This window comes from Tenacibaculum sp. Cn5-46 (genome assembly GCF_022347705.1).
Taxonomy (GTDB): domain Bacteria; phylum Bacteroidota; class Bacteroidia; order Flavobacteriales; family Flavobacteriaceae; genus Polaribacter; species Polaribacter aiptasiae.
Genome location: NZ_JAKRGD010000001.1, coordinates 507,854 through 520,494, shown reverse-complemented (window position 1 = coordinate 520,494; position 12,641 = coordinate 507,854). Strand labels below are relative to the sequence as shown.

The 12,641-nt window shown below is 30.5% G+C and carries 15 protein-coding genes; 2 read left to right on the top strand and 13 right to left on the bottom strand.

Annotated features, from left to right (window positions below; genetic code table 11):
- Window positions 1-142: 142 nt before the first annotated feature.
- Together MHN29_RS02385 and MHN29_RS02380 are read right to left on the bottom strand one after the other, a co-directional pair.
- The gene (locus MHN29_RS02385) at window positions 143-559 is read right to left on the bottom strand and encodes a hypothetical protein (protein ID WP_235273182.1); all 417 of its coding nucleotides are present in this window, start codon (window positions 557-559) and stop codon (window positions 143-145) included.
- A 268-nt stretch (window positions 560-827) separates the two neighbouring features.
- Window positions 828-2,375, bottom strand: a complete 1,548-nt coding sequence (locus tag MHN29_RS02380) for a hypothetical protein (RefSeq protein ID WP_235273183.1) — start codon at window positions 2,373-2,375, stop codon at window positions 828-830.
- 380 nt (window positions 2,376-2,755) lie between these two features.
- Between MHN29_RS02380 and MHN29_RS02375 the strand changes: the two genes are divergently transcribed.
- Window positions 2,756-4,339 (top strand): phage tail sheath C-terminal domain-containing protein, encoded by a 1,584-nt coding sequence (locus MHN29_RS02375; RefSeq protein WP_235273184.1) that lies wholly within the window; start codon window positions 2,756-2,758, stop codon window positions 4,337-4,339.
- A 653-nt stretch (window positions 4,340-4,992) separates the two neighbouring features.
- Here the strand turns inward: MHN29_RS02375 and MHN29_RS02370 are convergent.
- The 11 genes from MHN29_RS02370 to MHN29_RS02320 all read right to left on the bottom strand — a co-directional run bounded on the left by MHN29_RS02370 (window position 4,993) and on the right by MHN29_RS02320 (window position 12,105).
- Window positions 4,993-6,066, bottom strand: a complete 1,074-nt coding sequence (locus tag MHN29_RS02370; protein ID WP_235273185.1) for a ferredoxin--NADP reductase — start codon at window positions 6,064-6,066, stop codon at window positions 4,993-4,995.
- Complete coding sequence (locus tag MHN29_RS02365; protein ID WP_150900376.1) at window positions 6,066-6,362, bottom strand: hypothetical protein; 297 nt, start codon at window positions 6,360-6,362, stop codon at window positions 6,066-6,068. The genes MHN29_RS02370 and MHN29_RS02365 overlap by 1 nt, the downstream gene beginning before the upstream one ends.
- A 13-nt stretch (window positions 6,363-6,375) precedes the next feature.
- Window positions 6,376-7,602, bottom strand: coding sequence for an aromatic ring-hydroxylating dioxygenase subunit alpha (locus MHN29_RS02360; RefSeq protein ID WP_235273187.1), 1,227 nt, complete (start codon window positions 7,600-7,602; stop codon window positions 6,376-6,378).
- Window positions 7,603-7,673: 71 nt separating this feature from the next.
- Window positions 7,674-8,063 (bottom strand): DUF2147 domain-containing protein, encoded by a 390-nt coding sequence (locus tag MHN29_RS02355; protein ID WP_235273188.1) that lies wholly within the window; start codon window positions 8,061-8,063, stop codon window positions 7,674-7,676.
- A gap of 10 nt (window positions 8,064-8,073) precedes the next feature.
- On the bottom strand, window positions 8,074-8,298 hold the full coding sequence (locus tag MHN29_RS02350) for a hypothetical protein (RefSeq protein ID WP_235273189.1): 225 nt from the start codon (window positions 8,296-8,298) through the stop codon (window positions 8,074-8,076).
- A 12-nt stretch (window positions 8,299-8,310) separates the two neighbouring features.
- Window positions 8,311-9,303, bottom strand: a complete 993-nt coding sequence (locus tag MHN29_RS02345) for a sterol desaturase family protein (protein ID WP_235273190.1) — start codon at window positions 9,301-9,303, stop codon at window positions 8,311-8,313.
- Window positions 9,304-9,355: 52 nt separating this feature from the next.
- Entirely contained in the window at window positions 9,356-9,598 is a 243-nt protein-coding gene (locus tag MHN29_RS02340; RefSeq protein ID WP_235273191.1) for a hypothetical protein, read from the bottom strand.
- Window positions 9,595-10,674 (bottom strand): adenylate/guanylate cyclase domain-containing protein, encoded by a 1,080-nt coding sequence (locus MHN29_RS02335; protein WP_235273192.1) that lies wholly within the window; start codon window positions 10,672-10,674, stop codon window positions 9,595-9,597. Before MHN29_RS02335 ends, MHN29_RS02340 begins: the two co-directional genes overlap by 4 nt.
- Window positions 10,675-10,677: 3 nt before the next feature.
- On the bottom strand, window positions 10,678-11,523 hold the full coding sequence (locus tag MHN29_RS02330) for an ABC transporter six-transmembrane domain-containing protein (protein WP_235273194.1): 846 nt from the start codon (window positions 11,521-11,523) through the stop codon (window positions 10,678-10,680).
- A 2-nt stretch (window positions 11,524-11,525) separates the two neighbouring features.
- Window positions 11,526-11,789, bottom strand: a complete 264-nt coding sequence (locus MHN29_RS02325; RefSeq protein ID WP_235273195.1) for a hypothetical protein — start codon at window positions 11,787-11,789, stop codon at window positions 11,526-11,528.
- A gap of 22 nt (window positions 11,790-11,811) precedes the next feature.
- Window positions 11,812-12,105, bottom strand: a complete 294-nt coding sequence (locus tag MHN29_RS02320; RefSeq protein WP_235273196.1) for a DUF6787 family protein — start codon at window positions 12,103-12,105, stop codon at window positions 11,812-11,814.
- 151 nt (window positions 12,106-12,256) lie between these two features.
- On the opposite strand from MHN29_RS02320, the gene MHN29_RS02315 reads away from it, so the two are divergent.
- Window positions 12,257-12,637 (top strand): DUF2147 domain-containing protein, encoded by a 381-nt coding sequence (locus MHN29_RS02315; RefSeq protein ID WP_150900385.1) that lies wholly within the window; start codon window positions 12,257-12,259, stop codon window positions 12,635-12,637.
- Window positions 12,638-12,641 lie beyond the last annotated feature (4 nt).

The window sequence follows — 12,641 nt, the reverse complement described above, 5'->3', positions numbered from 1 at the left end:
GTACAATTTTTCTTCTCACAACTATTTGTTTGTACTTATTTTTTGAAAAATTTTAGTACAATAATTTTTATTCTTTAAAAGTATTTGTACTAATATCTCATAAAAAAAGCCCAATTAAAATAATTGGGCTTTTGCTTTTAAGCTACACTGTTATGGTAGCTTTGTAATTTTCTATTTGCAAAATAGCTTCTGTTAATACTGCTACTTGAGCTTCTAATTGTTGGTGATCTATTTGATCTTCCAATACATTGATTGCACTATAATTTGCATTCCTGTTTTCTAACGATTTCAACTTGGTTTCTTCTCTTTCTATTTTCAGTTCCAAGTTTCGTTTTTCTTTCTCATCGGTAATCACCTTTAAAGCCGATTCAAAACCCGCTATAATAGCTTTTACACTAATAATTCCTTCTGCTACTGCTGCAGTTTTCTCCGTTTTGTTTTCTAAAGACTCTCCCAAATTCCTAAGTCTTCTTTCTAACAGAGTTTTTTCTGTTTGTGTAATTTTAATTGCCTCATCACATGCAACTTTTGTACTTAGCAATGCTAAATTCAATTCCATATTATATTAATTTTAATGGTTACAATTTTTTGAGAGAGGAGGTGCTTTTTATTTTTACAAACGTTTTTTTTAACAGCTTATTATCCAATTAACTTATTATTAAACAGTTTTTTAACTTTATTACTTCATTATTCTCCAAAAACTAACAAAAACCTAAAAACGAACATTTTTCTATTTGTTTTTTAGCTCTTCTTTAACTTCTAATTTATTTCAAAAGAAAACCCTACACTCTTTATGCATAGGGTTTTAATTTAAACTATATATTTTTCTAGTGCTTTGGTGCTCCTGAATCTCCATCTGGAATTGCTGTATAAACCTCAACACTTATTGGTGTAGCTTGTGGTTTTCCATTCACTTCTTTTATCTTAGACACTGTAGTAATACATGTATTTCCTTTACCTCCATCTGTTCCTAAAGAAAGTACTACCTCATTTCCTAAATTATCAATAAATCCAACTATATACATTAATGGTACTACGGTTAAATTCTTATATGGAACCCCATTATATTCTACTTCTGAGCTGCTTTTAATCACAATTGTTTCATTTGATGTTTGATTTAGTTTCAATGGTGCTCCTGCAAATCCCATTAATGGAACCACATTTAATAACGTATTTCCTGTAAAACTAGTTCCGTTATAACTACCTGAAATACTTATTACTGAACCATAATAACTTCCTGAATTTGGATATGCTTTTTCATATTTACGGGTAAACGTTACTTTTAAAACATCATCCTTAGAGTTATTACCTGGAATTGTTAACACCCAACTTTTTCCACTTTTTTCAAATGTCATAGTATCATCAAAAGTATAAAGTGTTGAATTGCTACCTACCTCTGAAATTCCAAGTGTTACCGTATACTCTTTTGAACCATCCGATTTGGTTTTATATTCTCCTTCTATAGAAAGAAAAGCACTTTCTCCTGAAGAAAGTTCATAGAATCCTGAGAACTTTGCTAACTCTTCACTTGCTATATTTGTTCCGCTTACTGGCATCTTTTCAACAGTTTTTACCATTTGTAATGACCTTGGAATTGATAGCTTTGTATTTTTTAAAGAAAAAAGATCGTTACACACCTTACCTCCATTTGCTGAAGTTCCCATAATAATACTGTAGTTAAAAAGCCCATCTAATGTGCTAAAAGAAAAAACATACATATTTAAATTATAAATAAATACATCCACCTCTTGTAGATGACCTCCATCTCCTCCAATATTGGTATAGTTGTATTGCAAGGTATTGTCTGTTCCTATCTTTAATATTTTATCTCCTTTTCCCTTATCTTCATAATAAGTCCCTGCATACATTGCCATAGGGATAGGATTATTATAAGTTGCTCCTTGAATATTTATAGGCGTTTTACTTTTTCCATTTGTAACCTTTCCTTTTAAAGAAGCTGTAATTTCCTGACTATTATCTTCTCGTGTAAAATCAAGTGTAAAACTAGGAACATTACTGTTGCTAGTAGCTTTTGCTATTAATATATTTTCGTTCCAATTTACAGATTCAAAATCTCTGTTTGGTCCTGTAAGATGATAAACTTCTGAAGATGTTCCATCTGCTGAATAGATTAATGATACATGAGGTGTTACCTCTCCATTTTTTACCAATAAGTTTGTATCTACAGTAAGGAAGGCTCCTGTATTGTTAAGAGCATAATATCCATTAAAAGAAATTAATCCTTCTGCTTCTCCTATTGGATTTTCATAAGGAGCATCGTCCTTTGCAATCTTCAATAAATTATTGTGAAATTCGGCAATACTTTCTGCTGATTTACTCGTTACTGGTTTTGTTGGGATAGTTAAAGTTGACATAATTAATAAAGAAATTAAACTGCTATAGCAGCTGGTTAATAAATTCTTCATCAAATTTCAAGTAATCAATGCTACTGAATTAAAAAATTGCTTTAAGACTTTATAAAATTGTAATAAGAGAAGAAAAACTTGGTATAAAAGCCACACCAACTATCCAATTGAATATCAAACACTTGAACAAAAAGATAAAAAACCTTAAAAATCAGCATAAATCTTTCTTTTTTCATTAAAAACAGGATTTTCCCCCTTTTTTTTGAAAGGTTTTTCATGTGTGCTTCTTGTTTTTTTTATTTTAGATTCAGACACTAAACAATCAATACAATTTTTTACGTATGAAAATATAGAAAAACACTTTTAACCAACATTAACAATTGTCCCTCATGAATCTATCAACCATCAAAACGCCAGGAGTATACATTAATGAAATAAATACTATTCCAAGCTCTGTAGTACCCGTTGCTACATCTGTACCAGCATTTATTGGATATACTCCTCAAGCTTGGTACCAAGGGAAATCGTACACCAACGTCCCTACAAAGATTTCTTCATTTGCTGAATTTCAAGCGATTTTTTGTTTACCAACTTCACCATCTTCGGTGAATCCTGCTAAGCAATACAATCCGCAATATTATTTAGTAAAGCAAGAAAGTCAACCAAGTTCTAGTAATCATATAATGATTGCTAACGATTATTACGCCATTGTGCCTGATCCAAACACCATTTATTACTTATACAATAGTATTAAGTTGTTTTTTGATAATGGCGGTAGCAATGCTTATATCGTATCTGTTGGTTCTTATGGAGCAACCTCTGGAAAGGCTGCTCAAATTGGCAATCAAATTGTAAATCCCAATGTTCAAATTGACGATTTAACTAAAGGATTAGCCTTATTGAAAAAAGAACAAGAACCAACCATGTACATTTGTCCTGAAGCAACATTGCTTTCTGTAGAAAACAATGCTACTTTAATGCAAGAAATGTTATCACAAGCTTCAAAAAAGCAAACTGCCATTTGTATTTTTGATATTATTGGAGGTAAAACACCTCATCCGAATACTTATATTGAAGACATTACTGCTTTTAGAAATGCAACTGGAAGCACTGGCTTAGATTATGGAGCTGCTTACTATCCTTTTGTAGAAACTACGGTTCAGAAAACCAATGATATTAATTACACTAATTTATTTGGTGGAGACTTGAACAAACTACAAGAGATTTTAAGTCCTGAAAATAATCCAAACGAATCTGTTAATGCTATCATTAATACTATTCGAACTACATCTAGTGAACATGCTTTAACTGCACATCAGTACAACAGTTTGTTAATAGCAGCAAGTCCTATTTATAGTACTATTATGACATATATATTGTCTGATGCGAACTTATTGCCTCCAAGTGGTGGAATGGCAGGAGTAATTACCAGAACCGACAATCAATTAGGTCCATGGAAAGCTCCCGCAAATGTTGCCATGAATGATGTTATTAACTTACCTATAAACTTAACCAATGCTCAACAAGAAGTTTTAAATGTTGACATTGTTTCTGGAAAATCTATTAATGCAATTCGTTTTTTTAATAGAGCTGGAATTTTGGTTTGGGGAGCTAAAACATTAGATGGGAATAGCCCAGACTGGAGATATCTTTCGGTAAGAAGAACCGTTATATTTTTGGAGCAATCTTGTAAAGTAGCAGCGATGGCTTATGTTTTTGAGCCTAACGATTATGGTACTTGGGAATCTGTAAAATCTATGATTAGTAGTTTTTTATATGGAATTTGGAAACAAGGAGGTTTGCAAGGTGCAACTCCTGAAGATGCCTTTTCTGTTGAATGTGGATTAGGTAGTACAATGACTGAAGAGGATATTCTTAATGGAATTATGAAGGTATCGATAACCGTTGCCCCAATAAGACCTGCTGAATTTATTGTATTTACATTTCAACAAAAAATGGCAAGTTCTGATTAAAAAAGAACTTTTATTAAAACAAAAATTATTTTTATTAGAAGCAAACTATTATTTTAATTAAATGAACAAGTAACATTTTAGTTATATGCAAAAATTTAATTTCCCTTATAAGCAAAGTGTTATCTTCATTAAAAACAAAATTTACCTATAAATTTAAATAGGAATTATTAAAATATAAAGCTTACAGAAAATAAGTAAAAAGGCTGCTATAAAACGGGGTTAGCAGCCTTTTTTGTAGCTATGAAACTACGAGGTAAATAAAGGAGTTTTTCAATTTGCTACCCTTCCTAAATTTAATGCTATTATCATTGTATATGATTTAAATTGTACTACCCGAAATACTTATTGTATAACAAAAAACAGCTATATTGAATTCATATATCTACCCCACATTTAAAACTAACTCAGAGTTGCTTATACAATTTATTTAAAAAGCTTGTCCTAATCTTTAAATCTTACAATAGAAAATCAACAAATTATTATAAACAAACACTGCATTCTAAATTAATCTGAGGCTAAATTAAATAAGACTCTAACATTTATATACTCAAAAGTAACCAGCGGTCGTTTTAAGTAATAAACGGCAGATATTTGTAATAAACGGTATAAAACTTATGGAGTTATAAGTTAAGAGTTATAAAAAATTGTGGTCTCTATTCGTACACCACTTCGACTTCTTCTGTTAAAGGAATACTTTGACAACTTAGTACATAGCCTTCTTTTACTTCTTTGTCTGTTAATGCTAAATTCTTTTTCATATGTACTTTTCCTTTTTTCACCTTGCATTTACAAGTAGAACAAACTCCTCCTTCACATGAATAAGGCGGTTCATAATTATCGTTTAATAATGCTTTTAAAATTGTTTTTCCTTTTGGTATGGTATTTTCTATTTTTTCACCTTTTAAATAAGTTACCAAACTAGCATTTTCTACAGCTTCAATTTCATTTATAGTGCTTCCTCCTCCAAAACTCTCTACAAAAATTCGATCAAAAGGGACATCTATATTTTCCAAACCTTTAATCGTATTATCAATCATTGTTCCTGGTCCGCAAACATAATATTCTGCATTCTGAGCATAGGGTGGATATTCATTTATAAACCATTCAATACTTGCTGCATCTATTCTTCCTTTTCTAAATTTATTATTAGATGTTTTCCATAAATCACTCCAACTGCTTTTAGGTCTACTTAAAGTTTGAACCAGAAAAAATCGATCTTTATATGTTTCTTCAAGGTGTTTTAACTCTTCCTCAAACATAATAGTTTCCTGACTCCTATTCCCATAAATCATATATACAAAACTTCTTTCTTCTGTATATAAAACTGTTTTTAAGATAGATAGTACTGGGGTAATTCCACTCCCTGCTGCAAATAAATAATAGGTTTTATAATTTTCTTTTTTTACCTCTGCATAAAAGCGTCCATCGGGAGGCAACACTTCAATATAGTCTCCTACTTTAACCTCATTATTAATATGATTAGAAACTAAACCATCTTTTACTCTTTTTACTCCTATTCGTAAAGGCTCTTCCTTTGCTGGTGAGCTACATAAAGAATATGATCGACGAACCTGTTCTCCTTTTAAATTAAACTGTAAGGTTATATACTGACCTGGCTTATAGTTAAATGTTTCATACAATTCATATGGAACATCAAAAGATACCGAAACTGCTTCTTTGGTTTCGTTCTTTACTTCTATAACTTTTAAAGAATATGGTTTACTCATCATTCAACTTTGAAAATTCTTTTTGCAAAAATTTGTACTGGATAACTCTCCGCATACTCTCCTTCAATCCTTACCTTTTCTCCAACCTCTACACGCACATAATTATCTTCTAAATTTGGAATACTAATAGTACATGTATACAAACCTCCTTTTTTATCTTCTAAAGTAGCTGTATACCCATCTTTACCATTTTCAATTTTGGTAACAGTAAGCAACGGTAACTTAGACGCTTCTTCTTTTTTTACCGAACTACAAGCGGTAAGCAACACCAATAATAGTATATATATTTTTTTCATCTCTCATATATTTTTAATCAAAAGCCCCGTTCTTCTTCATCCATTTTTTTACTTCTTCCTGAAAACGCATAACTGCATACTCTCCTCTTTGCGCCCTTGCTCCTACACTAAACATAGGTGATTTTAATGATTTTTGTTGCTGTTCGCAAGCATATACATCTTCTTGCATAAAATCTCCTGATGCCATAGGATCACTGGCATCTCCTTCATATTTCCCTTTATTACCATAATGCAACCATACCTTACTCATAGACGATTTGGTATACTGTTTGGTAAATTCCCATTCACTTGCATTTTCCATTTTCGAACGAATTACTACCAAAGTCCTATCAGCTGCTAAAGGAATTGCATGAAAAGTATTCCATGCTGCCTCTCCTTCTGTAATTCCTATGTTAGGAAATAACCACGGCACATAAGCGCCTATTTTTTCTCTTGGAACACTACTTATTAATGGTTGTGGCGATGCATTATCAACATCTGCTAAATAATCTGGAACCAACGGCTCATAAAACCAATAATGAGGTCCTTTCCAACCAAACTCTGCATTGGCATGATCGTACATATTTAATGTTCCTTCATGCAAATGTGCTAGGTGGTAATGATCTATATAATTTTCAACAATAATTTTCCAGTTTGCTTTGATCTCTTTTGTATAAAATGCCTCTCCTTCTTTTTCTTGATACTCTACCAACTCTTCAGGTATATGAGGTCCTAAATAAGGTTCTACTTCTCCAAAAAACTCCATAATACTTGGTGCATTTTTTTCTGGATGTACAAACAACATGCCTTTAAAAATATCTACGGAAGCCTCATGTAAATTTAATTCGCAATCGTGTAATTCTTTACTACATAAATCAGGAAACTCTTCTTCTTTTTTAGGTACACTAATTAATTTCCCTTCTAAATCATAGGTCCAATCGTGATAGGGACATGTAATTGCTTTTTGTGCTTTTCCTACGGCTCTTAATAATTGTGTTCCTCTATGACGACACATATTGTGAAAAGCTCTTAATCGATGATCGCGACCTTTTACAATAAAAATATTATTGAGTCCTGCTTGTACAGAAATATAATCTCCTGGGTTAGCCACATCTTCTATCAATCCAGCAAATTGCCACGTAGTACTAAATAAAGTTTTCATTTCTAAATCAAACCATTCTTGAGATGTATATGCTTCTATTGGCAATACATGCATCATATTTCCTGTGGCTGAATTATTATTTTTTGATGTTGAACTCATACTTCTAATAACTTTTAATATTCAATACTACAAATTCATTCTTTACTAAATTCTCTTTCATAACAAGCTTTTTACTTTTTCTTCTTTCTTTTCCAAGTTTCCTTATAGGGCTGACCTTCAACAGTCATTAATGCTTCTAACTTATCTTTATTATTTAATGTAAAAATTACTTCATAATACGCTCCTCCTGGTAAATACATTTTTCCATTAACGTATTTCTCTCCTTTCTTTTCTACATCTGTTAAAAAATAATCTTTTTTTTCGTTATTTCCTTTGTATTCATTTTTACCATCATTGTAGTAATGAATTTTCCCAAAAAACTTTCCTTTATATTCTACAACTTCATATTCTGCTTCATAATATTGATTCTTTACTGTCCAAACTCCAACAATCTCGTCATTATTTTGAGCACATGAAATCAATGTTACTAAACATAAAAAGGTTAATAATAGCTGTTTCATTTTTTTTAATTTATAGTGTTCCAAAATAATTATATAAGGTAGCTATTTCTACAATTGATAAGATTACAACTAGTATAATATAATCTTTCCATGAAAAAGGATTGTTATAAGTAAAGTAATCAATCACAGTCCAAAGAACAACTAACACTACCCAAGTTATAAGAGAACCTGTTTGATAATATTGTAATCCGAAATAAGTTAGAATGGACACTATTAGTGTTAAAAATAATTTCATAATTTCTTGTTTTTAATTATTCTCTTTTGGCATCCAATCTGGGGGTTTTATAAATACCAACATTTTATTTTTGAATCCTTTTACTTCACCTAGCTTTCTATTCAATCTAGTGAGTCCATGAAAAAATACTTTTATAGGATTAACACTATTTAAAGGCTCTGAAATACCATACACCACCTTTTCTTCTTCTGGTTCAAATGTTCCTAACATTCTATCCCAAATAATTAATATTCCTGCATAGTTTTTGTCCCAATACTGTTTATTTGAACCATGGTGAACTCTATGATGTGAAGGCGTATTAAATATTAGTTCAATTGGCTTTATTAATTTACCAATTATTTCTGTATGTAACAAAGTTTGAAACACTTGTACAAATACTTCTGATAATAGAACTAAAATTGGATCGAAACCAAGCATTACAATTGGCAATGAAAAAACAATAGGCATAATAGCATCTAAAGGTCCAAATCTGTATGCTACTGACATATTAAAATGTGGGGAACTATGATGTACCGTATGTGTAGCCCAACCTATACCTATTCTGTGCATTGTTCTATGCTCCCAGTAATAAGCAAAATCAGCCAATAACACACAAGCTATAATCGTTGCCCAATTGACATCTAAATGCGGTAAACTTAAATTATTATATACCCAATAATACACCTTAGTAATTGCTAAAATTCCTAAAATTATTTCTATTAAAAAGAAACCTCCAAAGGTTAGTACATTGGCTACACTATCTAATATTAAATCTTTAGTTAATCTTCTTAAAAAAGCATACCTAATAAGCTCTATTAAAAAGAAAGGAACTATTATATAAACCAAACTTAAATCGTTAAAAACATAGAACCAATATTCTACACTTTCCCACTGTAAAGTATCTGAAAAAAATGATATAACACTTGAACTTCCATCTACATTGTAGTTATAATAGAAGTAATGAGCAAAACCTGTTATAATTGCTATAACGAGTAAACTCCTGAGTAATAATGTTGAATTTTTCATGTTGTTTAAATTTACTACAAAATTGGATAAAACAACACTGAATTCTTTTGATTTAGGTCAAAATATCCAAATAATTTAAAATAGAAAACAAAGCTAAAAACGACCATATAATCACCATTGTCCAATACAATCTTGGCGATTCTTCTAATGATACTTCCTCTACAAAATGTATTTTTTTACTACTTAACACATTAACTAGTCCCATAAAAATAAAAAATGCCCAAAACCAATTCCACTCAAAAAGCACTGCCAAAATCAATAAAAACAACGCTATAATCGTTTTCCATTTTCTCATGCTTTTGATATTGTATATAAGTTAACTTTATTCTTTTTACCTCGTAATAGGATATCTCCTAAAACTTTGGTTAGATAAGGATTCTTAACATTTAAATCTGACAATAAATTTTCTGAGATTAAAACTGGTACATTATACGTATTACACTCAGCCTGAATTCTAGCAGATGTGTTTATAACATCTCCATGATATGCCAATTCCTTTTTTATAGTTCCAACCTCGGCCACCATTAAAGTACCTCCGTGCAAACCTGCTTTAAACTCAGGGACTTCATTATATTTTTGATTGTAATAGTCTTTTTTTGACTGTAACTTTTGTTGAAAATCAAAGAATAATGACACACAGTTATTATTAGCCAATCCCTTTTTATATTCCCAATTTAACACCGCTTCATCTCCCACATATTGATAAATTTCTGCTTCGTATTTAGGTACTAATTCATTCAAGTCATAAAAACAATCTTGAATAAATTGACTGTACTTCAAATGCCCTAATTTTTCTGCAATGGGTGTAGAATTTTTCAAATCTAAGAACATAAATATTCGTTTTTCTTCTTGTGGACTTTTATACTTACCCAATAACATTTTAAGGAAAACACCTGGACCTAGTTTTTCTGTCGCCATTTTTAGAATAGAAAACACCAATGATGAGCAAACAAAGAATAATACTGTTACCCAAAATGTTTTACTCTTTACCCACCATCCTTTTTTTATGACTGGAATTTCTAAATTATTGTCATATTGATAATACTTTCGAATTATGGAAACACAAATAATTAAAACTATAAAATAAATAAATGTTTTGGATAAAATTTGAAACCACAATGCTGTTCGTTTTGACACATAAGTATCAAATACAAATTCAATTAATGAATAAAAAACACCTATAGAAGCCCCTAAAAATGCTGCATACTGTAAAGCTACATAAAAAGGAATATTTGTTTTGTCTATTAAAGGTAACCCTTCATCTTCCCCTATTCCATAAAAGCGAATTGTGATGAATAGCATGTATGTTATAGTCCAGTAAAATACTGATTGTCCTAATAAATTTAGGTATGTTCTTAAGTTCCTACTCAATTTTTAAATATTTTTTAGCCTTGTACTAATTTCTTGCAAACGAATTATTTGTTGAAATATAATAGGAAGCATAAACACACCTCCTGAAAACTCTAAAACATAAGTAAGTACCGAAAAAATCCCACCAGCTGTAGCATTTACAGCACTTGCAGAAGCATACAATGCATAAATTGCTAGTATAAACAATACAATTTCGATGATTGAAAAATTAACCGTTTCTAAATCACTCATTTTAACTAACCATTTTGCTATTTTCTTAAAATGATTAAAAATACCTGTACGCTCACGAGTTTCTAACACATTTATTCTATGTTCTAACTCATCGTTTAAACCTATGTTATAGTTATAAATACGTTTGGTGCTAAAGGTATAAATTAAAATGATAACGATTATAGTTAACAAGCATCCGCCAAAAATCCATAAATCAAATACCGCTAACATTATCAAGGCTCCCACTACACTAATTGCCGACGTGAATGCCTGAGTAACATCATGCTCAAAAAAATCTACTAGTTCTTTTACTAAAGCACTTCTTGCTGCTATAGCAGACACTTCTATTCCTTTTTTATTTTGTGTTTCTGCAATTTCTGAAGCTACATTTGTATATATAAAAGTATAAGCGCGAGTATCGTAATACCTACGTATCGTACCAATAGCAAAACCTATTAAATACAAACCTGTAAATAACCACAGTCCTTTGTTACTACCATTAATTAAATCGTTAATAGCAATACCTAAAACCAAAGGTTGTAGTACTTTAGATATATTTTCTAAAATTAGTAGTAAAAAAGTAAACGAAATTTTCCATTTATATTTCTTAAAAATAGCCCCAATAGAAAAATCATTCATAACTAATAAGTATATCCTGGATAATCTATTACTAAAGTTGACAAAGAGAATAATGCCATAAAAATCCAGCTAATAATAATTACCCAATATGTTTTAGGGTTTTCTTTTTTAGAAATCGGTTCTATAAAGTAAGTTATTCCAGAAAAGAGATCGGGAATAACCCAGAACATAAACAAGACTCCCCAAGCCCATTCCCAGTTCATTAATATAGCAATGTACATTAATACTAATGCAATTAAGGTTCGCCATTTAATAGTTTTCTTCATTCTTAAATATAAAAAAGAAAATTTAAATAGAGATACCGAATCTTCTTAACATCTTCTTTTCCATATTCCAAAAGAAATTAAACTGTCCAAAAAGCCATCCATACAAGACCAAAAAAACTTGATAACATATAAAACTTAATAGTATAAACAACGGATAGTAAATAACTGCATGCATATTTTCTAAGGTTATCCCTATAGCTTTTAAAACTGGACGCCCAACAGTTATTGAAGTAGAACCTGTAATTGAAAAAACTATAAATATTATAATTAAATCTCTTGGCTTATCAATATTCCAACGTAACATTAATTTTTTCATCCTAAATAAATTTTGTTCAAATGTACACTGGCATCTTTAGTTTTAGTTTGATTTAAATCAAAAACACCTCATTATGATGATTTTGACATAGGTCAAAAATCTTTCTTACAAACCTTCTCAATTTTGTCTCCGTAATTATTCAGAATTAAAAATGAAGAGATATTTATTTGGTTTATTAATTTTTCTAATTGGGTGTTCTACTCAAATAGATGAGCGAATTTTAGGTATCTGGGATGTTCAAAGTTCTTTTTATAAGGCCACTTATAAAATAGAGAAACAGGCTAACAAACTTGTTGGTAAAGTTATTTATTATAACGACGACACCACTATTATTAGAGAAACTGGTACTGATAAAGACATCTTTTTAAACAATTTAACCTATAAGGACGACACTTTTGTCGATGCCATTTCAGGAGCTACACAAACCAACTCTGACAATCTTAAGATTAAAATTAAACACAAAGACACATTAGAAGTTACAAGCTATATCATGCACAAACCTCTAATTGAAATTTGGGTAAGAAAACAATAACAAA